Origin of the sequence: Pelagicoccus enzymogenes (assembly GCF_014803405.1) — a bacterium.
Classification (GTDB): Bacteria; Verrucomicrobiota; Verrucomicrobiia; order Opitutales; family Opitutaceae; genus Pelagicoccus; species Pelagicoccus enzymogenes.
In genome coordinates this window covers 321920-347236 of record NZ_JACYFG010000051.1, presented here as the reverse complement: position 1 = coordinate 347236, position 25317 = coordinate 321920, and the positions used below count along the sequence as shown (strand labels likewise).

Below are 25317 nucleotides of genomic sequence, written 5' to 3'. Positions count from 1 at the left end.
GCAGGGGGATGGATGGACAAAACAGAAGCGACTGGCGCTCCAGAAGGGCTCCCAGCTCAACACCAATAGCTCGGCATTCCCTGAACAAAAATCGCCTCGATCTTAAACTTGCCCAAGCCCCTACCCCACAACAGCCTAGCTAGCATGACCCGCCACCTTCTCGCCATCGCCGCCGCACTGGCGATCAGCGCACCGCTGATCGGAGAAGCGTCGCTGCGAATCGCGGTCGCCTCAAATTTCCACCAAACGCTGTCGAAAATCGCCGCTGCCTACCAAGGCGAGCACCCCGAGGCCGAGCTCGTCCTCATCCCCGGATCTAGCGGCAAGCTCTATGCCCAGATCGCCAAGGGAGCTGCCTTCGACGCCTTTTTCTCCGCCGACGTCGAACGCCCCAAAAAGTTGGAGGAATTGAAAATCGCCCCTCCTGAAACCCGTTTCACCTTCGCCCTCGGCGTCCTCGCCTTTTGGCAGCCTGGATCCCAAGCAGCCGCCTTCTCCCAAACCCAGACCCTCGCCCGAGCCAATGCTCAACTTGCCCCCTTCGGAGCCGCGGCTGCTGAAGCCACCGAGCGCCTTCCCTTCCCTCCTCACCGCACCGTTACCGCTGTCAGCGTTGCCCAAGCCTTCACCTTCGCGCAAAGCGGCGCGGCCGACTCCGCCTTCGTATCCTACTCCCAACTACGACAGCTTGGGATCGCCGAAAGGGAATACATCCTCGTAGCCCCCGACTTGCACGCTCCTATCGCCCAGCAAGCGATTGCCCTGAACACGCGAGCGGAAACCCTGGCCTTTCTGAAATTCTGCCAAAGCCCACACGCCCAGGCTATCATTGTCGCCGACGGCTATCGCACCCCATGAACGTATCCGAAATCTGGATTCCGCTAGCCCTCACCCTCAAGCTAGCCGCCGTCACCACCGCTCTGCTGCTTTTACTCTGCGCCCCGCTTGCATGGTGGCTGGCCCACACCCGCTCTCGCTTCAAACCCTTCCTGGAAGCGATCGTCGCCCTCCCTCTCGTGCTACCTCCCAGCGTGCTGGGCTTCTACCTGCTGGTCTGCCTGGCTCCTAGCGGCCCCATCGGGCAGCTCTCGGCCGCCTTGGGGGGCCCCGCCCTCGTCTTCTCCTTTCCCGGCCTCGTCATCGGTTCCTTACTCTACTCCCTTCCCTTCGTGGCTCAACCCCTGCAAAACGCCTTCGCGTCCCTCAGTTCCGAGCAGCGAGAGGCCGCAGCCACCCTCGGAGCCTCACCGCTGGACCGCTTTTTCAGCATAGCCCTTCCCCAAGCCAAGGGCGGCATCCTGACCGCGACCGTCCTCGGCTTCGCCCACACCCTCGGAGAATTTGGAGTCGTGCTCATGATCGGCGGCAGCATCCCCGGCGAAACCCGAACCCTCTCCATCGCTATCTACGAAAGCGTGGAAATGCTGGAGTACGGGAAAGCCCACCTCCTCGCTGGCACCGTACTGGCCCTCAGCTTCCTCCTGCTCGTTCCCATCTACGCCCTCAACCGAAGCAACCGCTTCTTCCAACGATGAAGATCAGCTTCGACCTCCAGTTGAGAAAAGGGGACTTCTACCTCGCTGCCAAGGCCGACCTCCCTGCCGACTCGGTCACCGCCATCGTGGGACACTCGGGAGCCGGCAAATCCACCTTGCTCCGTTGCTTGGCCGGTCTGGAGAAGACGGCCCTCGGCTCCATCCAAGTCGGCGAAGAGGCATGGCTCAAGGAGGGTCACAGCCTCGCCCCTCACTTCCGCCGCATTGGCTACGTTTTTCAGCATGCCGCCCTCTTCCACCACCTCAGCGTAGCCCAAAACCTCAACTACGCTCGCAAGCGATCCCTCGACGGAGAACTCTTCCCGCTCGAGGAAATCGCCCAAGTCACCCGCATCCAGCACCTGCTGGAACGCAATCCGCAAAGCCTCTCCGGCGGCGAGCGCCAACGGGTAGCCATCGCTCGGGCCATCGCCTCCAACCCTCAAATCCTCTTCCTCGACGAGCCGCTGTCCGCCGTCGACGAAACCGCTCGTTCCCAATTGCTCGACGAGCTGGAACGCATCTTTCGCAGTTTCCAAATCCCCGCCCTCTACGTCACCCACAACCTCGTGGAAGCAGCCCGCCTGAGCAGCCACGCGCTCCGCTTGGAAAACGGACGCATCACCTCCAATGCCGTAACCCGCCAGGTCCTCACACCTACCCAGATCGCCGACGGCAGCGACCCCTTCTCCATCGTAGAGATTCGCTCTCGTCGCGACTTGCCGGAAGAGGGTTTGGCCGAGCTTGATACCGCGATCGGCCCGCTACTCGTATCAGCCGCCAACCTGCCGCGCGAGCTTCCAAAATGCATCCTCATCCGCGGAAGGGATGTCGGCCTTAGCCTCTCGCTCCTCCCTGAGACCAGCATCCTGAACCAGATTTCCGCCACCGTGCGATCCGTGCACGAGCACTCGGCCAGCCAGGTTCTGGTCCAGCTTTCATGCCAAGGCGGAACCCTCTACGCCCTCGTCACCCGCCGTTCCGCCCAAAGGCTCCTGCTCGCTCCCCAGCGTCCCGTTTACGCCCTCGTCAAAAGCGTGACCCTGCAAGCAGAAGCTTGAAGCGTCCTCCTCTATTTGCAAAAGTCGCCGATTCAGGGAACCATTCCCCCAAGCGTCGCACTTCTAAATGCAGAAGCGCTATCGACTTTTTGAATCCTCCCCCCACACTCACACCTAAATCACACCCAGTAACAAGGTTATGAAACTAAGTATCACTCTCGCTACACTCTCAATCGCCGGAATTTTGGCGCTCGGCGGCTGTTCGAAAGGCCCCGATCCTGAAATGCTCGCGGAATTGGAAGCCGCCAAAGCCGCAGCTGCAGAAAGCCAAGCCCGCGCCGAAGCCGAAGCAAAGCGCGCCGCCGAGCTCGCCGAAGCCAACGCCCTCGCCAAGCAAGCCGCCGAGAAAGCGGCCGAGGCCGAAGCCGCTCGCCGAGCCGAACTGGCCGCCCAAGTCGAGCGCGACAAGGCAGAGAAGGCTCGTCTGACCGGACTCGTCGAAAACCTGAATTCCCAAACGGAAGCCATCTCTAAAACCAAGGCTGAGCTCGAGGCCGAACTCGCCAAGGCCCGCATGGAGCGGGAAGCCGCCGCCAAGGCTGCCGAAGCGAAGGTCAAGGCCGCCCAAGCTAAAGTCGCGGCCGTGGAAGCTCAAAAGGCCGCGGAAATCCAAGCTGCCCGCGAGGCGGCAATCGCCGAAGCCACCGCTCAAATGGAAGCGCGCGCCCAAGCGAGCGGACGCACCGCTCCAACCGAGCTGGTCACCGACCGCCGCACGGAAAGCATCAGTGCCTTCATTGCGGTCGACATTCCAGAGCGCAACTTCCGCAACAACACTCGCCGCGCCACCCAACGTCGCGAAGCGGGCGAATAGCCTTCCTCCAAATCCTAACTTTCCTTGATACGCGGGCTGCGGCCCGCGTATTTTTTGCTCAATTTGCAACCGATGAAAGAGCCGCTCGAACTGAGCCGACCCTGGCGTCGCCTTTTCCCCTCTCCCCTCGTCCTCGTCCTCCTGTTGTTCGTCGCTCTCACCGCCTTAAGGGCCTACGGCTACTTCGGCAGCGACATTCTCCATGGCCCGCCCATCATGCTCGGATTCGTGCTCATGTGGTTCGTGCCCCTCGTTTTCCTCACGCGCTACGGACGCAAGCAGATCGGCTTCGGCCGCAAGCTATCTTGGAAGTGGAACGCCATCGGCATATTGCTAGGAGCGGCGGCAGCCGGCTTCTGCTACCTGCTAGGGCTCTTGCTCTACGGAAAAAGCGACCAAAACTGGTTCGTCAGCGTGGCCTACGCGTTCCAGACCGACGAACGAATCGCCCTGCTCCCCCGCCACATCGCCTACATCGCCTTCACCGTACCCGCCATCGTGGCCAGTCCGGTAGGGGAAGAAATCTTCTTTCGCGGCGTCACCGAGCAAGCCAACCGCGACCGCATGAGCCCGCGAGCCGCCGCCTGCTTCGCCGCCGCCCTCTTCGCCCTCGCCCACCTCATCCACCACGGAATCTACCGCGGATTCGAAGGGATCGAGGTCATGCCCGTTTCCGGGGCGATTTGGTTCGTCCTGATGTTCGCCACCAGTCTCGTATTCAGTTTCGTGAGACAAAAAGGCAGCTCGATCTGGACGGCGATCTTCGCCCACGCAGCCTTCAATCTGGTCATGAACACCACCATCTTCTACTCCCTGATGGTCACCCATCCACAAACCAGCTAAGGGCCAGCCTTTTCCCGTTCGCCAAGCTGTTTGATTGAAAAAAGGGCGTTCATACGTACACTCTCCAGAACCTAACGGAAAGGAACGCCATGAATAAACAAATACCCTTAATCGGTTTGATCCTGTGTCTCGCCGCCACCCTCGCGGCCGCCCCAGTTTCCAAAAGGTTTCAAACCAAGATCGTCGTCAATGCCATCGCCGCCGACAGATACGTCACCAACGCTCCCGCAATCGTCATTTATCCAGAGGGAGAAGGCCTAGAAACCCTGAGGGAGTCGGGAGCGATCGAAAAACTGGAAAGATCCTTGAAGAAAATGGGCTACTCCTTGGTCGAGAAGGAGTCCGAAGCCGCCGTCTACATCAGAGTCGCCTTCGAGGAGTTCGAACCCTACGCGACCGATATCGAGTACCGTAACCGCCCTCAGATCGACTATTCGAATTCTCCCTCCGCCACGAACTACGCCGCCATTATAAATGGAGGGCGCTACAAGAAATTGGCCAATCCCAGACAGAACCGCGAACAAAACAACGCGGAGTCCATCCTCGGTCCCACCGGAGAAATCATAAACTTGGGAGAACAAAAAGATCGGGAAACCCAGATCATCCAAGCCGAGGAGAAAACGCTGGCAGCTACCATTTATCCGATCTCTCTGGAGGTCTCTGCTTGGGTGTTCGACCAGGACAAGCGGGATGCGCCCCCCAGCCAGCTATGGGCCGTGCTGGCCTTTTACAACAATCTGCGGGACGAAGAAACCCAACCCCAGCTGCTCGACCTAAGCGAAACCGCCAGCCGCTTTCTCGGAAAGAATCTCAAAAAAGAGAAGCTCGTCAGCCGCAAATAGGGGCTGACGCCAAAGAAAGGGTAATTCACCTGCAGGACTTCTCCGAGGACGCCCTAACCCAAGCGAAGGCTCATGCTGATCCCACCTCGCAGCCCTGCAGGCAGATAGCGGGAGATCCGGTCGCAAACCCGGTCGAATCGCTTGCCGTCCACAAGCTTGCTGTCCATCCAAACGCCCTCCACCTGCAAGCCGCAGCGCTTCGCGTAGCCACGCAAGTCCGCCACGGTGAGCTCCCGAAAATGCCCGGGATTGCCGCGATCCAAGCGAATCAGCTCGTAGGGATTTTTTCCACACAACAACCGCAAGCGCTTCTTCAAGGCAGCCGCGTTCGGCGTCTGGACTAAGATTCGTCCCGACGGACGCAGCAGCGTCTTCAGGAAGTGGAACACCTGCTCTGGCGAGGTGTAGAGGTGCTCGATGACCTCCGCGAACACGATCAAGTCGTAAGCGGCATCCTCGCTCTCCAAACGCGGCCACTTTTCCTCCAAGTACGCGTCGTTGAGATCCATCTCGAAATGGCGCGAGCCTTCGCCCGCCGAAAAACGGTAATCGTAAAACCCCAATGTATCCACTTGTGAATACGGGAGCGCGGCCTTCAGCAAAACGGTTTGAAAGGAGTTCCCCACGTCAAGCAAACGGTAGTCGCCGCTCTCCGGAGCATGGTGGCAAGCGAAATCCGCGACCCATTCGAAACGCTTGCGATGCAGCATCCAATATCGTTTGGCCTCCGCGTCCATGGTCGCGGCAAAGCGGTCGACTTCGGCTAACGCCTCGCCCAAACCGCCCTCTCCTCGCCGCCCGCTCACCGTATTCCCATTTCTGCTACGCTTCCACCAAATACTTCTGCAAAAGCAAAGCCGCTTCCGTAGCCACGTCCAGCCGGTCGATCGCGCCGCTGCCCGGAATGCCAACCAAAACCGAACACTCCTGCTTGGTGGAATCCAGCAAACCTGACTCCTCATTGCCGATGACGATAGCGACTGGCTTGTCGATTTCCTCCTCCGGACAAATGGCCAGGTGCTCGGGCAAGCCGGGCCCTTCCAAATCGACTCCGATCACGAAGTGCGTCTTGCGAACGCCTTTGAGGAAGCTCGGCACATTGTCCACCAGACGCAGGTCCACCATGTCCAGTCCGCCACGAGCCGCCCGATAGGCCACTTCGTTCGGTCGGGCCTGCTTGCGCGAGTCGGCGATCAAAAATTTCTCCACCCCAAAGTAGGCGGAAGTGCGGGCCAGGCGTCCCAGGTTCTCCGGATTGCTCACGCCATCAAGAATCAACAGCGGCATGCCTTCCTTCGCCCAAAACTCCGCCGCCTTGGTCGTCGCCATCTCTGGCTGGCGACGCCGGACGATCGCAACCACCCCGCCGTGATGCGGCGTTCCCGCTTGGCGAGCGAGCTCGTCGAACTCGACTTGGTTGTAAGGCTTCTTCTCCTTGGCCAAGAACTTGCAGATTTCGCCAAACATCGGAGCCAGCTCCGCGTCGAAATAGAGACGCTCCACGATGAACGGCTTGCAGTGGAAGACGCTGCCAACCGCGTGCACGCCGCAAACCGGTTCCAGCCATTGCTCGCCCTGGGCCGTGCGAATCACCTCCGGCTTGACCCCGTCACGCTTGGCAGGAGGCCGGCCTCCGCGCTGCGGGCGGTCCTTGAAACGCCCTCCGGCACGCCCGTCCGGACGACGGCTTTTCTTGAAGTCGCGACGCTCCTGCGGCTCTCGCTTTTCGCTCGAACGCTTACGTCCCCATGGTGAATCTGACTGCTCGTTTTTCAACGGGCTAAAAACACACGAGCCCGCCGCCTCTTAGCAAGGCGAAAGAAAGGCCTCGACCGTACTCAATCCGTGCCGGCTGCCCCGATTTCCCACAGGGAACCGCCCCACAAATATCGGGACTCACACAGGTAGGGATTGAAACGAGAAGCCCGGCGCCCGATTCTATCCTAAAAGCGTTGGCCCAACCGCGTTACCTTTAATGAAAACTTTCTTCCTCGCTCTCATCCTCGGCATCTTCATCGGCTCCATCGTGACCCACTACTTCGCCGACCCGCAAGCCTACCAAAACCTGCAGGAGGCCAAAGCGAGCCTCTTCGGTGAAGAACCGGAGGAAACCGAAACCAGCGAGCCTAGCGCATCCAACGACGAATCAGAACCTGCCCGCTTCGAAGTCGGCAGCGGGGATCTCCAAGACGAGCAAGGCCCCACGGACTCCAGCCCTCACCCCATTCCCCTTCCCAAACCGGCGACAAAACCGGAGGCGGCCGCTCCTTCCGAGAACGAGCCCCCCGCTCCCTCCGAGGAAACAGAGCCGAGCCCCACGCCGGACGCAGCGGAGGCGGTTGCTCCCGAAGCGGAGAACAAGGCGCCAGAAAAGCCCAAGTCACGCTCCGAGGAGCTGATCGAGGAAGGCGTCAAGAAGACCGAGGAGATCGCCAAAACCGTCAGCGAAAAAGCCAAGGAAGTCGCCGAAGAAGCCAAGCCGCTCATCGAGGACGGCATCGACCTGACTATCGCCGCGGGGATCCGAGCCCAGTACAAGCTGGAGCGACGCCTCGACTCCGACGCCATCAAGATTTCCGTGAAGGACCAGATCGTGACCCTGTCCGGAAACGTCAAATCGGAGGACGCCAAAAAGTTGGCCATCGAGATCGCCGTCTTCACCAAAGGGGTGAACGGAGTGGAGGAGACTTTGAGCATCGTGGAGTAATTTCGGAACTTGGAACGCGCCCTGCTCGCCAAGCTCGCTCCCGTTTCCATGAAAAACGCCCTCATCGCCTTCGACAAATTTAAAGACGCCCTCACTGCCCACCAGGCCTGCCAAGCCGCGGCGGAGGCCTTGGCAGCAAGCCAGCCAAGCTGGAACATCGACATCTCTCCGTTGGCCGACGGAGGCGACGGTTTTTGCGACACCCTCACCCGCATTTCCCAAGGTCGCTTTCTGGAGTGCCAAGTCACCGGTCCCCTCGGCTCCGAAACCACCGCCCGCTACGGGCTGGTCCAGACCGCCAAGATTTCGGCAGCCGCAAGGGACCGCCTCGCCCTTCCCGCCGACGTGGAAACCTTGGCCATCGTGGAATTCGCCCAGTCCAGCGGCATCGCCCTCGTCACCCAAGAGCAGCGCTCCCCCTGGACCACCACCAGCTACGGACTCGGCCAGACCATCGCCCACGCCCAATCCCGCGGCGCCGACGCCATCCTCATCGGACTCGGAGGCTCCGCCACCAACGACCTCGCTCTCGGCGCCCTGCAAGCCCTCGGCTACCAATTTTTTGCAGGCCAAAGCCAAAGGCTCGAGACCCTAGCCACTCCCCAACATTGGAGACGGGTCACCGAAATACGTTCGCCAAAAGAAAAACTTCAACTACCGATCCGCATCGCCTGCGACGTGGAAAACCCGCTTCTCGGGAAAAACGGGGCCACCGCCGTGTTCGGACCGCAAAAAGGGCTGCAGCCCGAAGACTTCGAAGCCTTGGAGGGCGAAATGAAACGCCTCGCCACCCTGCTTTGCCAGGCAAGCGCCGCTGAGGCTTCCCTCATGGACGTTCCGGGCAGTGGGGCTGCTGGAGGCGCCGCCTTCGGCTTGATGCTGGGCCTTGGCGGAAAGCTGGTCCAGGGGGCCGAATTGGTTTTCGATTGGTCGAATCTACGGGCAAAGTTGGAAAGAGCCGATCTCGTGATAACTGGCGAAGGCCGCTTCGACGCCTCTTCCCTGCAGGGAAAAGGCCCGGGCTCCCTCGCAAGCCTCTGCCTGGGCCAAAACAAGGAACTCCTCGTGCTCGCCGGCAGTCTAGGGGAACTGGGCGATCCGATTCTCTCGTCAAAAGCCAAGGCGATTTCCCCGCCCGAACTCCCCTTGCCGGAAGCGCTCGCGCGAACCGATCGCAATATCCGAGCAACGATAGAGAGAGAATTCGCTCGGTAGAATGCCAGAAAAGCGTCAATATTCAGCAAAAGCGTTATCCCCCAATCAAGGCCCTTTCCCAAACGTCGAATCTACTAGTGGGTAACCTGCGGATCCGGCTTTGTCGGCCTCCGGTAAATTCCGGGAAACAATCGCAGATTTCCTTGAACGAACCCCGAGCCTCCCGCATTACCATCCCCTCCCACATGAAGAACAACGTCGAGACCGAGACACGCCAAGATGAAGAGCATCGCTCTCGCGTGCACTCTCGCATTCGACGCACCAAGAGGTTTCTGCGTCCCCTGCCGCGCCGGGCCAACCTGCACCGCTGGCCGGTAATCAAGTGGTTCGCCAAGGCAGCTCGCAAGACCCCTCACCTTTGGAGGTTCGGAGAACGGGAAGTTCGCATGGCGATCTACATGGGGAGCATCATTGCCTTCCTGCCGATTTTCGGTGCCCAGTTCGCAGTCGCTTTCCTTGTCGCCCTTGCCCTACGAGCCAACTTGCTCGTCATCATGTCCGTGCAACTAGTGACGAATCCCATCACTTTCGCTCCCATTTACCTGCTCACAAAAATGTTCGGAGCCTGGCTGGTCGACATCTGGGGGCTGCCCTCCTTGCATTCCGGCATTTCCAAGGGAGCCTACGAAATGATTATCGGCGGACTGGTAGTCGGCATCATCTTCGGATTCATCGTCGACCTCGTCTTCCGCTTCTTCGTGTTCCGACGCCTAAATAAGAGCGTAAACGTTAAGCGGATGCTTAAAAGTTAGGTTTGCCCAAACCGCAACGGCGCTACAATTTCGCCACCTTCATGCGGAGCGAACCAACGAACAAACTGGGAGCCGCGCCTCTCCCCCACGCCCTTCTCGCCATGCTGGCACTGCTTTTCCTGCCTTTCGCAGCGACTGCCCAGCATATCCAACATTCCAATACCGGAACCAAAACGCAGCTTGGGATCGACGTCTTGGAGGCGAATCGATTCGCCGAGCTGAGAGGAAAACGTGTCGGACTGCTCACCCATCCGGCCGGCGTGAATCAAAACGGGATCAGCACCATCCACATTCTCCACTCCGCCCGCTCCGTCAACCTGACCACTCTCTTCGGCCCCGAGCACGGCATCTACGGCGACGAAAAAGCGGACGTGCCCGTACTCGACAAAGTCGACGCTCGCACCGGTCTGCCCGTCTACTCGCTCTACGGCAAGTACCGCAAGCCCACCCCCGAAATGCTCGCCGGCATCGACACCCTCGTCATCGACCTGCAAGACGTAGGCACCCGCAGCTACACCTTCGTCAGCTGCATGAAACTTGCCCTGGAAGCCTGCTTTCAAAACGGCAAGGAAGTCATTATCCTCGACCGTCCCAACCCACTCGGAGGCCTCAAGGTCGACGGCCCCCCGCTCGAGCAGCAATGGCAAAGCTACGTCGGAGCCTTCCAAGTCCCCTATGTGCACGGCCTGACGATCGGCGAACTCGCCCGCATGGCTGTATCCAAACCAGGAATACTCAATATCACCGACACCCAGCGGCTTTCCGGCACCCTCAAGGTCATCACGATGGAAAACTGGAACCGCTATATGAGCTGGCCGCAGACCGGGCTCAAGTGGGTGCCAACCTCTCCCTACATTCCCGACTTCGAGTCCGTGGTCGGCTACCCCATGACCGGACTCGGAGCCCAACTCGGCGGGTTTAAGCACGGCATCGGCTCCGAATACCCATTTCGCTGCCTGCGCTACGAAGGCGTCGACATCGACACCCTGCTCGCCGAGCTCGAAGCCTGCCGCATCCCAGGCATCGCTTTCAGCAAAAAGAAGACCAACCAAGGCACCGGACTCTACGTGCGCGTGACCGACTGGCAAAAGTGGCGTCCCACCGAATTGAGCTTCTACATGATGCAGCTCACCTCCAAGTTCGAAAGCAGCAACCCCTTCGCCTCGGCCACCGAATCCCAAGCCAGCCTCTTCAACAAGCACACCGGCTCCACCAGTTGGTGGAACGAACTCGCCGCCAAAGGCGAGCGAGCCAACGTCAGCGGATACATCACCCTTTGGCAACGGCAAGCCAAGCAATTCCAAATCGAAAGCCGTCGCTTCTGGCTCTACGACTAGTCGATCTGCTAGGTGACACGTATCCGTTTTTCGGATAAGCTACACCTCCCGCCGACAAAAGTCCCCCCTCTCAACTTACTCCAAAATTCAGAACCCAAAAAAACAAAACAAGAGATGCCAAGACCCGTTACACTCTTCACCGGCCAGTGGGCCGACCTTTCACTAGCGGAACTCGCCCCGCTCGCAAAAAAAATGGGCTACGACGGCCTCGAGCTCGCCTGCTGGGGCGACCACTTCGACGTGGGAGAAGCCGTCAAGAGCAAGAAGTACTGCCAGGACAAGTGGGCGCTGCTGGAGGAAAACGGGCTCACTTGCTTCTCCATCTCCAACCACCTCGTCGGCCAAGCCGTTTGCGACAATATCGACGAACGCCACAAGGCCATCCTCTCACCCGAAATCTGGGGCGACGGGAAACCGGAAGGCGTACGCAAGCGCGCCGCCAAGGAAATGATCCGCACCGCCAAGGCCGCCCGCAAGTTTTTCGACTGCAAGCCAGGTCGCGGCAAGACCGACGACTTCCCCGTCTGCGTCAACGGCTTCACCGGCTCCTCCATCTGGCACGCCCTCTACGCTTTCCCACCCACTGACCAAGCCTTCCTCGACAAGGGCTTCGACGACTTTGCCAAGCGCTGGATCCCCATCCTCAACGCCTTCGACAAGGTCAACGTCAACTTCGGCCTCGAAGTGCACCCCACCGAAATCGCCTTCGACACCGCTTCAGCCCGCCGCGCCATCAAAGCCGTCAAGGGACACAAGCGCTTCGGCTTCAACTACGACCCCTCCCACCTCGGCTACCAAGGCGTAGACTACGTCCGCTTCATCCGCGAGTTCTCCGACCGCATCTACCACGTCCATATGAAGGACGCTTGGTGGGGACACGGCGACGGCTCCGTAGGCGTCTTCGGCGGACACACCAACTTCGGCGACCCCAAACGCTACTGGGATTTCCGTTCCCTTGGCCACGGCGACATCAACTTCGAGGAAATCATCGTCGCCCTCAACGACATCGGCTACGCCGGCCCGCTCTCCGTAGAATGGGAAGACATCCGCATGGACCGCGTGCACGGCGGCTCGGAAGCCTCCGACTTCGTCCGCGCCGTCGACTTCCCTCCCAGCAACGTCGCCTTCGACGCTGCCTTCGACAAGGAGAAGCAGTAGTAGCTTAAATCCGAAGCCCGTCGCGAATCCGGCGGGCTTTCGCATCCCCCCACCTTTTTTTCTTTCAACCACCGGAAGCTGAACCCCGGAACCCAAAAAACGAGAATGTCTATTAAAGTAGGAGTCATCGGAGCGGGCGGCATGGCCCAATACCACATCGCAGGATTCAAGCAGGCGGGCGCGCAAATCGTCGCCATCGCCGACCTCAACGAAGCCGCTGCCCAAGCCGCCGCCCAAAAGTACGGCGTAGCAAAGGCGTACGGCAGCATCGAAACCATGTTCGCGGAGCTGCCAGACCTCGACGCCGTCACCATCATCGTGCCCAACAAATTCCACGCGCCCCTCGCCATCCAGGCGCTGGAGGCCGGCAAGCACGTCTTTTGCGAAAAGCCGCCAGCGATCGACGCCGCCGGCGTGCAGCAAATGAAGGACGCCGCCGAAAAAGCGGGCAAGACGCTGATGTTCAACTTCAACAACCGCGCACGTCCCGAATCCTTCGCCATGAAGGCTTACGCCGAAGACGGCACCATCGGCCGCATCAATTCCGCCCAAGCAAAATGGATACGCCGTACCGGCATCCCCGGCTTCGGCGGCTGGTTCACCAACAAGGACCTAGCCGGCGGCGGCCCGCTCATCGACCTGCTCCACATGGTCGACCTCGCCATGTACCTGATGGACTACCCGGAGCCGGCATACGTTCTTGGACAAACCTTCTCCGACTTCATCGACGACAAAAACTTCAAAGGCCCCTGGGGCATCCCCGACGCAGGAGGGCCTACCAACGTAGAAGCCGCCGCCCACGGATTCGTCACCTTCAAGTCCGGCCAAACGCTCAACCTCCAAGTCTCCTGGGCAGAGCTGGTGAAGCGCGAGGAAGTCTCCGTGGTCTTCCAAGGCACCGGCGCCGGCGGAAAAATCGAACGCCTCTTCGGCACCGACGGTCTCGACGAAACCTCCATCGACAGCTGCGAACTGTATACTCAGGAAGGCGGAAACTCCGTCAACCGCAGCATCGTCACCGAACCGTGCGAAGACATGGGACGCTCCCGCTCCGCCGCTAACTTTATCTATACCATCACAGGCGAGGAGAAACCGCTCAATACCCCCGACCAAGCGCTTTCGCTCATGAAGGTAATCGACGCCCTCTACGAATCCGCCAAGTCCGGCAAGCCTGTCGCCTGCTAACCCCAACCACAAAACAGAATCAAACTTATGAAACGAAAACTCAGAATGGGAATGGTCGGCGGCGGCCGCGGCGCGTTTATCGGCGCCGTTCACCGCATGGCTGCCAACCTGGACGGAAAAATCGAACTGGTCGCCGGAGCCTTCTCCGCAGATCCCAAGAAGTCCAAGCTCTCTGGCCAAGACTTCCACCTCGACCCCAACCGCGTCTACGCCTCCTACGAGGAAATGGCAAAGGCCGAAGCGGCCCTGCCCGCCGACGAACGCATCGACTTCGTCAGTATCGTCGTTCGCAACAACATGCACTACGCCGTCGCCAAGTGCTTCCTCGAACACGGCTTCAACGTAATCTGCGACAAGCCCATGACCTTCACCCTCAAGGAAGGCAAGCAACTCAAGAAGATCGTGGAAAAGTCCGGAAAAGTGTTCGCCCTCACGCACAACTACACCGGCTATCCCATGGTTAAGGAAGCCCGCGACATGGTCCAGAAAGGCAAGCTCGGGCGTATCCTTAAAATCGTTACAGAGTACCCTCAAGGTTACGCAGTGGGCGATATCACCGCCAAGGCGAGCGGAGCAATTGACTCGTGGCGGGCCGACCCCGCAGTCGCTGGCATCTCCAACTGTATCGGAGATATCGGTACACACGCCGAAAACCTCGGACGCTACATCACGGGACTGGAAATCGAGGAGCTCTGCGCAGAGCTCACCGCATTTATTCCGGGTCGTGAGCTCGACGACGACGGCAACGTACTCATCCGCTACAAGGGCGGAGCCAAGGGCATCCTCTACGCTTCCCAGATATCCGGAGGCGACGAGAACAACCTCAATATCCGCATCTACGGAGAAAAGGCGTCACTCGAGTGGCATCAGGAGCATCCCAACGAGCTCATCGTCAAGTACGCCGACAAGCCACGCCAAATCTATCGCCGCGGTAACGACTACCTCTGCAAGGCTGCCCAAGAAAACACCCGTACGCCCTTCGGCCACCCGGAAGCCTTTATCGAAGCCTTCGCCAACGTCTACCTCGCAGCCGCCAAGGCGATCGCCGCCGAAGTCGAAGGCAAGAAGATGCCAAAGAACTTGGACTTCCCCAACGTAGACGACGGCCTCGAAGGCATGGCCTTCATCGAAAGCGTGGTCAAGTCCTCCAAGGCCAAGGCCAAGTGGACCAAGTTCATTAAAGCGTAGAAGCGACCTTGCTCGCGATATCAACTTCCCAAACTCAAAAGGACGCCTCCAAGAGGCGTCCTTTTTCGTAGCGCAAATAGCGAGGGACGAGTTTCAACTCGTCCGCAGCGCCGATTCTACTTCGAGTCAATCGAGTAGGCCACCTCGCGTATCAGATCCACAAATACGCGGGCTCCCGGCGACAGGTAACGACGCGAATGCGTCAAGGCAAAGAGCAAGCGCGTCATCCGCTCCGAGACGAGCGAACGGTACACGATGTCGAACGGCAGGTGCTCCTCCTTAGCCATGGCCGGCAAGATCGCCACCCCCATGCCCAAGTTCACCATCTCCTTCACCGAACGCACCTGCGAGCACAAGCCCACCACCTTGGGCTGGATGTTCATGCGATCGAAAAAATCGAAAACCTTGTCACCCAAGGTCGCCGACTCCCCCAGCATCACCAAAGGCTCGTCCTTGAAATCGTCTATCGAAACCTTCGACTGCTGCGTGGCCAAACGATGCTTCTTGGAAACCGCCAACACCAGGTCCTCCCGCAAAATCGGCTCCGCATCAATCGTTGGCGTATCCCCCGTGTAAGACGATATCGCCACCTCGATCAAGCCACCCGAAACATCGTCGATCAAACGTCGACGCAAACTCTCCTGCACATGCACCTCCAAGTTCGGGTAACGCTCGCGGCACATCCGAATCAAAGGCGGAATAAAATAGGGAGTCACCGAGGGCGTCACTCCGACTTTTACCACGCCAGAAATATCCTCTTCGTTCTCCTTGATCTGACGCTCGGCGTTTTCCACCTCCATCAAGATGTTGCGAGCCCGCGTCTCGAGAAACTCGCCCGCCCGCGTCAGTTCGGCTCGTCGCCCCAAGCGATTGAAGAGCTTTTGACCGAGTTCTCCCTCCAACTTGATGATCTGAGCGCTCAGCGACGGCTGAGACACGAAGCATTTCTCCGCCGCTCGCGTGAAGTTCCCCTCCTCCGCTACCGCCAAAAAGTACCTGAGCTGATGCAATTCCATAGTCGAATCCTATGGATTGCATAATTTATTAGTATTTCAACTTATAAATGAAATCCGATATAGTACCCACGCTGGCAACACCAGCATCCAACAATGAACACACACTACACCAGACACATAATCGTAGCTTCCCTGATCGCCTTTGTGGCAGGTCTGGGGATTCTGAACCTCTACCGAGGAGCAGAAATGCTAACTGCGAGTACTGCGGTCATCGTAGCACTCGGATTCCTAGGAGCGCTCGAGCTGCGCCGGGGGACTGGCTCCCGTTTGAAGACACGCCAGATGAAGAAACGCTCGCACGCCTAAGATAGCCTGTCTCGAATTAAATAAAAAAAAGGGACCACAATCCCGACAAAGAACCAAAGCCCTCAGCCTCAACAGCTGGGGGCTTTGCAATTCCAGCCAAAGCCATCGCCCGGCTTTGAGCTAAAATTCTCATTCCATAGGTCGATTTATCCCCCCAAGGCCACGCGCCTTACCTATTTTGCAAATGATCGGCCCCGTCAGCAGCGCCAGCTTCGCCTCCTACGGCACCCAACGCCACCACTCTCACGGTGAGCGCCCACCCTCCGCGACCGACTTACAAGAGGACGCTTTCGATCCCCAGAACACCCTGCGGAGCAACGAATCGAAAGAGCAGGAGGGGAAAAAAACCTCCAATCCTCAAGAGCTCGACGCCGCGGAAAAAGAACAGGTCGAAAAGCTTAAGCAACGCGACGCCGAGGTTCGGGCCCACGAGCAAGCTCACATGGCCGCCGCCGGAAGCCTCGCCATGGGTGGTCCCAACTACGTGTACCAAACCGGTCCGGACGGACGCCAATACGCCATCGGCGGCAACGTCAAAATCGACACTTCCCCGGGGCGTACCCCCGAGGAAACCGAACGCAAGGCCCAACAAATCCGGGCCGCCGCCCTCGCCCCTTCCGACCCTTCGCCCCAAGACCTGAAGGTCGCCGCAGCCGCTTCCAGCATGGAAATGGAAGCCGCCGCCAAGGAAGCCGGAAAAACCGAAAAGGAGGCTGGACGATTCGCTTCGAAAGCAGACGCGTCGAACGACAGCGACAGAGGCGAAATCACCTCTTCCCGCCAAGTCTTCGCCGCTTCACCCAGCGACAGCGAAGAAGACGCATCCGGCGAGGAAAACTCCGAGCCGCGCCCCAATCCCTACCTCGCCCTAGCCAGCCAGATCTACGGCAAGCAACAGTGAGGTGGGTCGGTCGCTCCGCGGGCGACAAAACAGCTTGGCATGCGAGTCGCGCCCGCGGAGCGGCCGCGCCACCTAGGAAAAGCTGACTCCCCCTAGATCAGCCCCTTCTTCTTCAGGCCCGACCGAAATGCGTTACGGTACATCCAATGGTTTATCAATGCCATGAGAGGGACCGCGAAGATACCGAAGCCCACGATTTGCAGGGCTGCCAGCAACAGCAGCACCAAGCGAACCAGCCACTTGGTCAAAAACCCTTTGCTCCACGGCAAATAGCGACGGTATGGGGCCACCAGCTGAAGGCGGTAATAGATCACACCCGCGATCAAACCAAGAATCGGTACGAAACCAAGCGCGGCCGAGACGATCAGCACCTTGGGCAAGCGAGCGTCGACCGTCTTGAAATACTGCTCGTTAACTTCCTTGTCGCCGAACACCGCGACACTGTCTTCTTGGCAGGTGATGTCCGCGCCACGCCCCTTCACTTTCTCGCCGGATTTCGGCGAACGCTTCAGCTCGATCAGGCGTACCTTCTGAGCCATCACGTCGCGCTGCTTTTCCTCCAGCATCCCACCTAAGAAGCCGAGCGCCACCGGATTTTCGTTGGGAGTGTCGCAGCTCAAGCAAGCGGTAGCGAAACAGTGAATCTTGGTCTGGCACTTCGGGCATTCGATGCGGGCCGCTTCCATCTTGCCCTCGTGCCGCTTGCGGATCAGGTAGAGCACGCCAAACACGATCCCGTTGAGCAACAGCACCGCCGCCGGAATCGCCAAAAGCACCCAAACCCCAAAGGTCGCCCAAATCTCCTCGCACCAGCTGATGAACTTGCGCATGCCCAAGGAGTCGTCCTCGTCCGCCTCGCTCAAAATTCCCACCACCCCATTGCGGGTCATGGTGAGGAAAAAAGTCAGCCCCCCAGAGATGGCTGCCGGAATGGAATCGAGAAAACCGGCCTGCGAGACGAGATCTCCCACGACTTCCGCGTCCGCAGCGCTCAGCAGACCGTAGCTGGTCGCCGCCGACAAACCGGTCTTGGCATAGACCAAGCCCTCGTCCAGCAGCTCCCGAATTTCAGGAGAGCGCTCGGCCAGCATTTCCGCGACCGCCAAGGCCCCAAGCCCCCAGACCACCGCAGGATGCGTAAACCAAGTCGGGGCGTCCGCCATCTTCTGCACGAACTCGATGCTGCCAAGCCAAGGCACCAAATGCCCGTACTTCATGGCAAAGGCAGCGGCAAATGCGGGCAGAAACGCTCGGGATGCGAAGAACCCAGAAAGTCCAGTCGCGTAGAGGAGGCTGTTGATAAATTCCATCGAGGCAAAAGCTGTCCGCTTCGAAGGCTTTTGCCAATGCGAATTTACTCGCTAAGCCTTGGTAGACAAGAGGCTGCCGACGGTTGGCTCTCCAGCGAGCAAGCCGTGCTGGTTGTAGCCGCGACGCGCGTCCACCATGCGCCCCAGCTTGGCCCGAGCCACCTTCAGTAAAGTGTCTTGGGAAATGTTCACAGTCTGTCGACTGCCTGAGCGCTCCTCCTTAGACTCGTAAGCGCTGCGCCCACGGGACTCATGGCCGAAACTCTCGTTTCGCCCATAGGCAATGCGGTTCACAGGTATGGCGCTATCGAATGACATTTACCCATTTGTTTTAGCAGATCCGCTCAGCAAAACAATAGAGTATAGCGCTCAATTTACTCAATTTTCTTAGGTTCCGCCCACTAGGAGGGCAAAAAACCTAAGGAAAACCCTGAGCGAAGCGGGACCAAATCAGCAATGTACCGAATTGGAGGCACGCCCCGCTCTCGCTCGCTAGATTACAAGGCCGGCGCTCGCAGTCTCTAAGAATTGGCTTAACAAAGACGAGATTTACGCCTTGGCGCAAATCTCGCGGAGGCGTACCGCGATGGCGTTGGCGTTGTAGTCGCTGCCCCGGCCATCGAATCGAACTCCCTCCGGTCGGTAGGAATCCGCCCGCGAGGCCGCTTTCACGATACCGTAGAGATCGATCACCGCAACTCCTAGCATGCGAGCCACCGCTTTGGCCTCCTCGTTGTAGAGGGATATGGTCTCGTTGTCGTAGCCAAACTCCGACTCGCTCTTCACATGCCGGACGTCTACCGGAGGCATGGTAATCCAAACCGGTGTCGAGGTGCTCTGCTCCAGGACCATCTTGAGAATGCAGCGAACGTTGCGAGCGAAGGCGGTCAAGGGAACCAAACGCTCGTTTTCGCCAAAGCATATTTTTCGGGTGTCCAAGATTCCGGAAGCGAATACCGCGACCTCCGGTTGACGCGGCAACACCCATTCGCCAACACCCACAAGGTGATCCACCGAGGTGGCGACCGGCTTAGGAGCGAGCCACAGCTCAGCGTCCTCTTTGAGAAGAGCGGCCAGCACCGGACAGTAGTCGGAGCAAACCTCGTCACCCATCATCACAATTCTTTTCATGAAGTATCGATTAGAAAGAAAACGCTAGCGCGGCGGCAGCAAACTCGCAACTCATCAGGTGGGCTGCAAGCCGTCGACTTCGCCCTCGACCACGAGACGAAGCGAGTCCAATCGCAAGCGAGCCTCATCAATCGCCTCCCGCACGCCCGACAACTCTGCCTTGGCGATGGCGATCTCTTCTTCGCTCACATTGTCGTTGATCTTCTGCAGGTCCAACAGGCGCTCGATTTCCGCTTCCAGCACTTTCTTGGCTTTCGACTTGGCAGCAGTCTTCACGCTCTTGGCTCGCTTGCTAGCAAGCTCTTCCGCGCCGCCAATCATGGCATCGAGAAACTCCCGATTGAATCCTGGACGCTCGAGGAAACGGTTGATGTCTCCCGGCTCCAGGTTTTCCGCCGCCCACTCCAAAGGACGTTCCTCCGAGAGATCGCTCCCGCGAATATCCACCACCACTCGAATGGGCGTAGGCGAAAGGAAACGATCCACGTGCAGGTGAGAAAGCGCCACCGTCTCTAGCACGAAAACCACTTCCACGCTCAAGCCCGGGTCATCGCTCTCATGTAACGAAAAGGCGGATACGCCCTTCTCGGAATTGACGAGCAGGTCGATCGAATCGCCTACCAAGGAATGGTCGGGCGTAACGAACATCATGTCCTCGCGCGTTATCGCTCGCTGGCGTTCAAAGGTAGCCAAGGCTCCTTCCGGCGGAAGCGAGGGGAAGGACTCCACGTACGCATGCGAGGGATCCAATATCACGTCGCCGTCCTCCTGCTCGTCGACTCGCACTCCGTAGAAGTCCAAAAGATCGTACAAGAAAGCCTTCAAGTTAGAGTCTTTCTCCGCAGCTCGCACCTTGCGAACGACTTCGTCAGCCACCGCTGCGTCAAAAGAATTCAGCTCCAACAAACGGTCGCGCCCCTTGGCGAGGCGAGCCGATATTTCCTCGCGGAAGGCTTGGGTCTCTTCGATGAAAGCCTCCAGCTTGTCGCGATTCGTCTTCTTGCTCGAACCGTATTCAACTGCCAAGGACACCAGCGATTCCCCAAATTTCGCCAAGTACTCCGCTCCTCCATGTACGCAGCTTTCGAAACCGTCGATTCCCTGGTGGCACCATTCGGCGATGCACTCCTGCGGCGAGCCCACCACATAAGGAACGTGAATCTGAATCGTACTTGTTTGACCAATACGATCGAGACGGCCGATACGCTGCTCCAGCAGTCCTGGGTTGATCGGCAAATCGAAGAGCACCAAATGATGGGCGAACTGGAAGTTACGCCCTTCGCTGCCAATCTCCGAGCAAATGAGCAGCTGGGCGCCCTCTTCTTCCGCGAACCAAGCGGCATTGCGGTCACGCTGCACCAGCTGCAATTCCTCGTGGAAGAGCCCCACGTTGATGTTGAGCACTTCCTTCAAGGCCGCGTCGAGGGCGATCGCCTTCTGGCGAGACTTGCAGATAAGCAACGTCTTGGCTCCCTTGCGGGCCTTGAGGAAAGAGACGAGCCAATCCAAACGCGGGTCGCCTTTGAAATTGTAGCGGATATCGGACTCGCTGTCGGAAGACTCCGCCTGAAGTTCGCGAACCAACTTGGCCAACAGAACCTTGTCCCCTCCGCTCTTGAGCGGGGCGGGACAATACATGCGCTTGGGAAAACCCTTCATGTTCGCTCGCGTATTGCGGAAAACCACGCGTCCCGTTCCATGCTCGTCGAGCAGAGCTTTGAGCAATGACTCCCGAGCTCCCTTCTTCTTCTTTGCGAGATCTTGGAGACGCTTTTTGAGCCCGGCTTGGTCTCGATGGAAGATCTCTTGCAAGGCCTTTTCGTCGGAAGCTTCCAGCGTTTCCTGGTCAATGATCTTGCCCGCGATTTCCGCCACGCGACCGAAGTCCGCCATCTCCTCTTGGAACGTATCCAAATCTGAATACCGGTCAGGGTCGAGCAAACGCAAGCGAGCGAAGTGACCGGCTAAACCGAGTTGGGTCGGTGTCGCCGTGAGCAAAAGCAGTCCCGGACTCTTTTGCCCGAGCGCTTCAACCAACTGGTATTCGTCGCTGGCTTCCTCCGGCGACCACTCCAAGTGGTGGGCCTCGTCTACGATTACGATGTCCCAGCCTGCATCGATGGCCTGAGCCCGCCTCACTTCGCTATGGGCCAAGTAGTCCACGCTGCAAAGCACCAGCTGCTCGTCCAAGAAGGGATTCTCCCCACCGTTACTTGCCTCCAAGGCTCGGCAACGAGCTTCGTCGAATATCCCAAACCACAAGCCGAAGCGCCGCAGCAGTTCCACGAACCACTGGTGCACCAGCGGTTCCGGCACCAAGATGAGGGCTCGTTCCGCGCGGCCGACCGCGCGCAATCGCTGCAGGATCAAACAAGCCTCGATGGTCTTCCCCAAGCCGACCTCGTCGGACAGCAAGACGCGCGGCAGCTGACGCGAAGAAACTTCCTTCAGGATGTAGTATTGATGAGGGATCAGGTCGAGACGCCCCCCGAAGAATCCCCGCAGCTCCGAGCTGCGCAGCTCGTTCTGCAGCAGCAATGCCCGCTGTCGCAGGTCGAAGACTTCGTTGTCGTCCACCTGGCCCGCCATCAAACGATCCTGCGGGTGATTGAAGCTGCCCGCAGCAACCAGCTCCGCTTCGCAGAGCGTTTGGCCCTCGCCTTGGTAGGTGATCAAGCCGTCCACGTCGACTAGCGCTTCCACGGTGAAGGACACGCCCGACTTGGAATTGACCCGCTCCCCTTCCCGAAAAAGCACGCGTTTGAGCACGCTCGCGCCGGCAGCATAAATGCGGCGTTCGCCCGAGGCGGGAAATCCCAAGGTGACGCGAAAACCGTCGACCTCCTCTACTATTCCCAAACCGAGCTCCGGCTCCGGTTCGCTCACAAATCGCTGACCTACTACGTACTTGTTCATTCGGCGGGGTAGCTTGCGTGAAACATCGCAAAAATCTACGAGAAATCCTACAAGTTTCGAATTCTTCGTGCTCCATGGCCGCAAATACGCAAGACGAGCAGGGACATCACCCTAGATTGGGGATTTTATCGCTTAAAACTGCCCGCCGAAAGTCGATTACCCAAGGGAGGTTTCCCAACTCGCCCCACCTTACACGACCTCAAAACCTCCCCAAAGGCTCTCTTAAATGGCAACTCTCAACAGCTCACGCGATTCGATACTCCTCGAATCTGGCACCAACGAGGTCGAATTCATCGAGTTTTACCTCGGTTCGGTCAGCTACGGCATCAACGTTTCCAAGGTGCAGAGAGTTCTCGCACGCTCCAGCGTATCGGTCACTGGGGTCGCTCAAGCCCCCTACGGCGCGGTCGGTATGATCCATATCCAGGAGCAGCCCATCATGCTTATGGACCTCAAGATGTCGCTGGGCATCCCCTTCGATCCCGAGTCCATAGATCTCGAGCGCCAGCTCATCCTCGTAACCACCTTCAACAAGCAAACCACCGCCTTCCTTATCGACGGCATCTCCAAGATCCACCGCACTTCCTGGGAAAACTTCGAGCCGCTCAACGAAAACGTCACCAGCGAGGGCGCGGGCGGCTACTCGACAGGGACCGTCACTTTCGACGAGAACATCATCGTCATCTTGGATCTCGAGCGCCTCATGCTCGCCCTCTTCCCTTCGTCACATGGAAACCTCGGCGTGCTCGAGTCCGTAGAATGCCGGCCCGAACGCGAAGCGGTTCGCATCCTCTACGCCGAAGACTCCAAGATGGTGCGGGGCATCACCGAGGACATCCTGCACAGCTCCGGCTACGTGCAAGTCGACGCCTTCGAAAATGGCGAGGACGCCTACAACTTCCTGCAAAAGCGGATCCGCGAGAAGGATTTCGACGGGCTCGGTCCCTACGACTTGGTTCTCACCGATATCGAAATGCCCAAAATGGACGGGCTCACCCTTTGCCGACGCGTCAAGACGGAAGCCTGCTCCGCGAATCCTCCCAAGGTTATCGTCTACTCCTCGCTGATCAACAAGGAGATGGCCCTCAAGTGCGTCTCCGTGGGAGCAGACGCTCAACTTGCCAAGCCCGACGTGAGACAAATCGTCGACCTGATCGACTCGCTCTGCCTGGAGGCCGTTCGCAATTCCTGACGCGGCCGCTCGGCCTACAGGTGGAGACAAAGTGGATTTCGGCTTAGCTGGAGCGCCCGTCTCCCCCCAGTCCGCCTCGCAAGAGCGGTCAGCCAGACGCTCAAACGCGAGCTGCGCCCACGATTTTGCGGGACGCGTAGTCCCAAAAGACGCCCGATTCCGCGTCGATCTTGAAGCCGCCCAGCCAACGCTCGGGGAAGGAGCTGCCCAAGTAATTGCCCCGACCAGCAAGAAGGGCTTCGCCGCGCTCCGTCAGTTCTAGATTTTGAGCGTCAAAGGCTTCGAAGGCGAGATCTCGGGGAGGACACAAAAAGGGGTCGCCCGATGCCGTCCTCAAGAGCGGATCGCTGCCCGAACAAAGTCCGTCGACCACCGCCCAAAATTCCCAGTTGATGCGAAACGGAGTCGCCTCGGTCGCTTGCACCGCAGCGAACAAATCGCGCGGAGACCTGATCCCCAGACGCACCGCGTCTAAGGTTTGAAGCTGCGTGATGGAGAGCCCGTTTTCCTGGCTCGGCAGCTCCTGCAGCCAGCGGGCAAGTCCCGCCGCCAAGGAGGCAAGCCCTTCGCTGGCCGCCCGCTCCATCGCCGCTTCGACCGCGAACGGATCGGCGCCGGAAACAGCGTCCCAAGCGATCGCGTAGATCGCGTGGATTCCCGCGGGGATGGTTTCGGCAACCTTCGCTATTTCAAGCAAGGCGCCGTCGCCAAAAACGGAGAGCGGACCGTCGACCTGCATGAGCTTGGCCTTGGCTTGCTCGGGAATCGGACGCTCGCTCAACCAGCCGAGGATTTGGGAAAGCTGCAGCTGGTCAGTCAGGCTGCCGCCAAAGAGCAGGCACACGTCTTCACCGGACTCGAAAGCGGAGGTCAGCTCCATGTTGCGAAGCTTGAAGTCCTCCTCAACCACGTTGTCTTCGTCCCAGTGAGCCCCAGCGTAGGCGAACGAGCGGGCATTGGCAAAAGCTTCCAAATCGTTGCCGGCAACCAAGCGGCCGAAAGCCAAGGGGTCCTGCCAGGCAAAGGCGTCAATCCGGCTGTCCGCCCGTTCCAAGGCATTCACCGTGGCCACTTCATTTGTAAAAATCCGCATCGATCACGAAATAGGTGTGCCGAATTTCGCCCATCGTCAAATCCGATTTCCTTTCGGGCGCTAGAGCTTCCGCCGACGCTGGAGCCCTAGTTCCGCTCAACCGAGAGCGCGGATGCAGCTCACTCGCAGCAAAAGTCGATCATCAGCTCGCTTCCAAAGCCCTCGAAGGTATATTGGCGACGGAAGCTCATGGCTGCGGTATCCACCTTCATGCGACGGTTCTTCAGCACCTTGGGGGTGGTCAACGCCAGGTTCGGGTACCACTTGGTGAGCCCGCCTTTGACGAGCCCCACCATCATGTTTCCCAACTCGCCCAAAGTGTCTTGCAAGGCTTCCTCGCTGTCCCCTTCCAGCCAGTCTAGGCTGGGCAGGTCGAAGAGCTTCAGGGCGAAGCGCTCAGCCGCTGCTTTGGGGAGCACCAGCATGACCTTGCCATTCGCGTCCCCCACCCAACTCACTACGATCGCGTAGAGACCTTCCGCGATCGGCAGCTTGGTCAGCAGGTCGCCTGCCGCGTTTTCGATCAAGCAGGAGCTGTCTTTCCAAGTCACGGTCTCGCCAACCATCGAATCGAAAACGGTCACGACCGCCTCCCTCGCTAAATTGTCCAAACGCTCGGTCGGTATGTTCTGAGTAGGCATGATTTGATTCATTGATGGGGTGCTTTGCTCGTTGGATTGAGGCGGTTGAGGGCGAGTAAGCTCTAATCGGCCTCTGTAGAAAGTTCTGAACATTTTCACCGAACATGCTGCGTAAAAGCACTCAAGCGGCAGATAAACACCCGACAAACTAGAACATTCACCCCAGCTCCCAAT

At 58.9% G+C, this 25317-nt stretch carries 25 protein-coding genes; 16 read left to right on the top strand and 9 right to left on the bottom strand.

Annotation, left to right across the window (positions count from 1 at the left end; all coding sequences use genetic code 11):
* Positions 1 to 144: 144 nt before the first annotated feature.
* From modA to IEN85_RS20275, 6 genes are all read left to right on the top strand, one after another.
* A complete protein-coding gene (gene modA / locus IEN85_RS20300; protein ID WP_191618934.1) occupies positions 145 to 858 on the top strand; it encodes a molybdate ABC transporter substrate-binding protein in 714 nt (237 codons plus the stop codon).
* Positions 855 to 1535, top strand: coding sequence for a molybdate ABC transporter permease subunit (gene modB, locus IEN85_RS20295; RefSeq protein ID WP_191618933.1), 681 nt, complete (start codon positions 855 to 857; stop codon positions 1533 to 1535). Before modA ends, modB begins: the two co-directional genes overlap by 4 nt.
* Positions 1532 to 2596, top strand: a complete 1065-nt coding sequence (modC, locus tag IEN85_RS20290) for a molybdenum ABC transporter ATP-binding protein (protein WP_191618932.1) — start codon at positions 1532 to 1534, stop codon at positions 2594 to 2596. Before modB ends, modC begins: the two co-directional genes overlap by 4 nt.
* A 139-nt stretch (positions 2597 to 2735) precedes the next feature.
* Positions 2736 to 3410 (top strand): hypothetical protein, encoded by a 675-nt coding sequence (locus IEN85_RS20285; RefSeq protein ID WP_191618931.1) that lies wholly within the window; start codon positions 2736 to 2738, stop codon positions 3408 to 3410.
* Between the two features lie 72 nt (positions 3411 to 3482).
* Positions 3483 to 4253: a CPBP family intramembrane glutamic endopeptidase gene (locus IEN85_RS20280; RefSeq protein WP_191618930.1), complete on the top strand. Its 771-nt coding sequence runs from the start codon at positions 3483 to 3485 to the stop codon at positions 4251 to 4253.
* Positions 4254 to 4342: 89 nt separating this feature from the next.
* Complete coding sequence (locus IEN85_RS20275) at positions 4343 to 5095, top strand: hypothetical protein (protein WP_191618929.1); 753 nt, start codon at positions 4343 to 4345, stop codon at positions 5093 to 5095.
* A 53-nt stretch (positions 5096 to 5148) separates the two neighbouring features.
* Here IEN85_RS20275 and IEN85_RS24820 read toward each other — a convergent pair whose 3' ends face one another.
* Complete coding sequence (locus IEN85_RS24820) at positions 5149 to 5901, bottom strand: class I SAM-dependent methyltransferase (RefSeq protein ID WP_191618928.1); 753 nt, start codon at positions 5899 to 5901, stop codon at positions 5149 to 5151.
* A gap of 16 nt (positions 5902 to 5917) precedes the next feature.
* Positions 5918 to 6871, bottom strand: coding sequence for a TrmH family RNA methyltransferase (locus IEN85_RS20265; protein ID WP_191618927.1), 954 nt, complete (start codon positions 6869 to 6871; stop codon positions 5918 to 5920).
* Positions 6872 to 7070: 199 nt separating this feature from the next.
* Between IEN85_RS20265 and IEN85_RS20260 the strand changes: the two genes are divergently transcribed.
* The 7 genes from IEN85_RS20260 (at position 7071) to IEN85_RS20230 (ending at position 14637) form a co-directional block, all read left to right on the top strand.
* Positions 7071 to 7802 (top strand): BON domain-containing protein, encoded by a 732-nt coding sequence (locus IEN85_RS20260; RefSeq protein ID WP_191618926.1) that lies wholly within the window; start codon positions 7071 to 7073, stop codon positions 7800 to 7802.
* Positions 7803 to 7811: 9 nt separating this feature from the next.
* On the top strand, positions 7812 to 9017 hold the full coding sequence (locus IEN85_RS20255) for a glycerate kinase family protein (RefSeq protein ID WP_191618925.1): 1206 nt from the start codon (positions 7812 to 7814) through the stop codon (positions 9015 to 9017).
* Between the two features lie 143 nt (positions 9018 to 9160).
* Positions 9161 to 9769 carry a DUF2062 domain-containing protein gene (locus IEN85_RS20250; protein WP_191618924.1) on the top strand — a complete coding sequence of 203 codons (609 nt, stop codon included), beginning with the start codon at positions 9161 to 9163 and terminating at the stop codon, positions 9767 to 9769.
* A gap of 2 nt (positions 9770 to 9771) precedes the next feature.
* The gene (locus IEN85_RS20245) at positions 9772 to 11106 is read left to right on the top strand and encodes a DUF1343 domain-containing protein (protein ID WP_191618923.1); all 1335 of its coding nucleotides are present in this window, start codon (positions 9772 to 9774) and stop codon (positions 11104 to 11106) included.
* Between the two features lie 114 nt (positions 11107 to 11220).
* Complete coding sequence (locus IEN85_RS20240; RefSeq protein ID WP_191618922.1) at positions 11221 to 12264, top strand: sugar phosphate isomerase/epimerase family protein; 1044 nt, start codon at positions 11221 to 11223, stop codon at positions 12262 to 12264.
* A gap of 105 nt (positions 12265 to 12369) precedes the next feature.
* Positions 12370 to 13449 (top strand): Gfo/Idh/MocA family protein, encoded by a 1080-nt coding sequence (locus IEN85_RS20235; RefSeq protein ID WP_191618921.1) that lies wholly within the window; start codon positions 12370 to 12372, stop codon positions 13447 to 13449.
* 27 nt (positions 13450 to 13476) lie between these two features.
* Positions 13477 to 14637, top strand: a complete 1161-nt coding sequence (locus IEN85_RS20230; RefSeq protein WP_224772750.1) for a Gfo/Idh/MocA family protein — start codon at positions 13477 to 13479, stop codon at positions 14635 to 14637.
* A 116-nt stretch (positions 14638 to 14753) separates the two neighbouring features.
* On the opposite strand, the gene IEN85_RS20225 is transcribed toward IEN85_RS20230, so the two are convergent.
* Entirely contained in the window at positions 14754 to 15653 is a 900-nt protein-coding gene (locus IEN85_RS20225) for a LysR family transcriptional regulator (RefSeq protein ID WP_191618920.1), read from the bottom strand.
* 93 nt (positions 15654 to 15746) lie between these two features.
* Here IEN85_RS20225 and IEN85_RS20220 point away from each other — a divergent pair, with 93 nt between their 5' ends.
* Positions 15747 to 15959 (top strand): hypothetical protein, encoded by a 213-nt coding sequence (locus IEN85_RS20220; protein ID WP_191618919.1) that lies wholly within the window; start codon positions 15747 to 15749, stop codon positions 15957 to 15959.
* Positions 15960 to 16143: 184 nt separating this feature from the next.
* Entirely contained in the window at positions 16144 to 16860 is a 717-nt protein-coding gene (locus IEN85_RS20215; protein ID WP_191618918.1) for a putative metalloprotease CJM1_0395 family protein, read from the top strand.
* 92 nt (positions 16861 to 16952) lie between these two features.
* Here the strand turns inward: IEN85_RS20215 and IEN85_RS20210 are convergent, their stop codons facing one another.
* From IEN85_RS20210 to rapA, 4 genes are all read right to left on the bottom strand, one after another.
* Positions 16953 to 18170: a hypothetical protein gene (locus tag IEN85_RS20210; protein ID WP_191618917.1), complete on the bottom strand. Its 1218-nt coding sequence runs from the start codon at positions 18168 to 18170 to the stop codon at positions 16953 to 16955.
* Between the two features lie 51 nt (positions 18171 to 18221).
* The gene (locus tag IEN85_RS20205; protein WP_191618916.1) at positions 18222 to 18488 is read right to left on the bottom strand and encodes a hypothetical protein; all 267 of its coding nucleotides are present in this window, start codon (positions 18486 to 18488) and stop codon (positions 18222 to 18224) included.
* A 231-nt stretch (positions 18489 to 18719) separates the two neighbouring features.
* A complete protein-coding gene (locus IEN85_RS20200) occupies positions 18720 to 19301 on the bottom strand; it encodes an SGNH/GDSL hydrolase family protein (RefSeq protein WP_191618915.1) in 582 nt (193 codons plus the stop codon).
* Between the two features lie 54 nt (positions 19302 to 19355).
* On the bottom strand, positions 19356 to 22217 hold the full coding sequence (rapA, locus tag IEN85_RS20195; protein WP_191618914.1) for an RNA polymerase-associated protein RapA: 2862 nt from the start codon (positions 22215 to 22217) through the stop codon (positions 19356 to 19358).
* A gap of 226 nt (positions 22218 to 22443) precedes the next feature.
* Between rapA and IEN85_RS20190 the strand changes: the two genes are divergently transcribed.
* Entirely contained in the window at positions 22444 to 23409 is a 966-nt protein-coding gene (locus tag IEN85_RS20190) for a chemotaxis protein CheV (RefSeq protein ID WP_191618913.1), read from the top strand.
* Positions 23410 to 23509: 100 nt separating this feature from the next.
* On the opposite strand, the gene IEN85_RS20185 is transcribed toward IEN85_RS20190, so the two are convergent.
* The gene (locus tag IEN85_RS20185; protein WP_191618912.1) at positions 23510 to 24502 is read right to left on the bottom strand and encodes a hypothetical protein; all 993 of its coding nucleotides are present in this window, start codon (positions 24500 to 24502) and stop codon (positions 23510 to 23512) included.
* Between the two features lie 119 nt (positions 24503 to 24621).
* Positions 24622 to 25143: a chemotaxis protein CheX gene (locus tag IEN85_RS20180; protein WP_191618911.1), complete on the bottom strand. Its 522-nt coding sequence runs from the start codon at positions 25141 to 25143 to the stop codon at positions 24622 to 24624.
* Positions 25144 to 25317: the final 174 nt, after the last annotated feature.

Excerpts from the sequence above, each read along its gene's own strand:
- IEN85_RS20190 (WP_191618913.1), top strand. The coding sequence starts at position 22,444 with ATGGCAACTCTCAACAGCTCACGCGATTCGATACTCCTCGAATCTGGC.
- IEN85_RS20210 (WP_191618917.1), bottom strand. The coding sequence starts at position 18,170 with ATGGAATTTATCAACAGCCTCCTCTACGCGACTGGACTTTCTGGGTTC.
- IEN85_RS20285 (WP_191618931.1), top strand. The coding sequence starts at position 2,736 with ATGAAACTAAGTATCACTCTCGCTACACTCTCAATCGCCGGAATTTTG.
- IEN85_RS20215 (WP_191618918.1), top strand. The coding sequence starts at position 16,144 with ATGATCGGCCCCGTCAGCAGCGCCAGCTTCGCCTCCTACGGCACCCAA.
- IEN85_RS20185 (WP_191618912.1), bottom strand. The coding sequence starts at position 24,502 with ATGCGGATTTTTACAAATGAAGTGGCCACGGTGAATGCCTTGGAACGG.
- IEN85_RS20180 (WP_191618911.1), bottom strand. The coding sequence starts at position 25,143 with ATGCCTACTCAGAACATACCGACCGAGCGTTTGGACAATTTAGCGAGG.
- IEN85_RS20235 (WP_191618921.1), top strand. The coding sequence starts at position 12,370 with ATGTCTATTAAAGTAGGAGTCATCGGAGCGGGCGGCATGGCCCAATAC.
- IEN85_RS20200 (WP_191618915.1), bottom strand. The coding sequence starts at position 19,301 with ATGAAAAGAATTGTGATGATGGGTGACGAGGTTTGCTCCGACTACTGT.
- IEN85_RS20205 (WP_191618916.1), bottom strand. The coding sequence starts at position 18,488 with ATGTCATTCGATAGCGCCATACCTGTGAACCGCATTGCCTATGGGCGA.
- rapA (WP_191618914.1), bottom strand. The coding sequence starts at position 22,217 with ATGAACAAGTACGTAGTAGGTCAGCGATTTGTGAGCGAACCGGAGCCG.
- IEN85_RS20275 (WP_191618929.1), top strand. The coding sequence starts at position 4,343 with ATGAATAAACAAATACCCTTAATCGGTTTGATCCTGTGTCTCGCCGCC.
- IEN85_RS20220 (WP_191618919.1), top strand. The coding sequence starts at position 15,747 with ATGAACACACACTACACCAGACACATAATCGTAGCTTCCCTGATCGCC.
- modC (WP_191618932.1), top strand. The coding sequence starts at position 1,532 with ATGAAGATCAGCTTCGACCTCCAGTTGAGAAAAGGGGACTTCTACCTC.
- IEN85_RS20280 (WP_191618930.1), top strand. The coding sequence starts at position 3,483 with ATGAAAGAGCCGCTCGAACTGAGCCGACCCTGGCGTCGCCTTTTCCCC.
- modA (WP_191618934.1), top strand. The coding sequence starts at position 145 with ATGACCCGCCACCTTCTCGCCATCGCCGCCGCACTGGCGATCAGCGCA.
- IEN85_RS20225 (WP_191618920.1), bottom strand. The coding sequence starts at position 15,653 with ATGGAATTGCATCAGCTCAGGTACTTTTTGGCGGTAGCGGAGGAGGGG.
- IEN85_RS20230 (WP_224772750.1), top strand. The coding sequence starts at position 13,477 with ATGAAACGAAAACTCAGAATGGGAATGGTCGGCGGCGGCCGCGGCGCG.
- IEN85_RS20260 (WP_191618926.1), top strand. The coding sequence starts at position 7,071 with ATGAAAACTTTCTTCCTCGCTCTCATCCTCGGCATCTTCATCGGCTCC.
- IEN85_RS20240 (WP_191618922.1), top strand. The coding sequence starts at position 11,221 with ATGCCAAGACCCGTTACACTCTTCACCGGCCAGTGGGCCGACCTTTCA.
- modB (WP_191618933.1), top strand. The coding sequence starts at position 855 with ATGAACGTATCCGAAATCTGGATTCCGCTAGCCCTCACCCTCAAGCTA.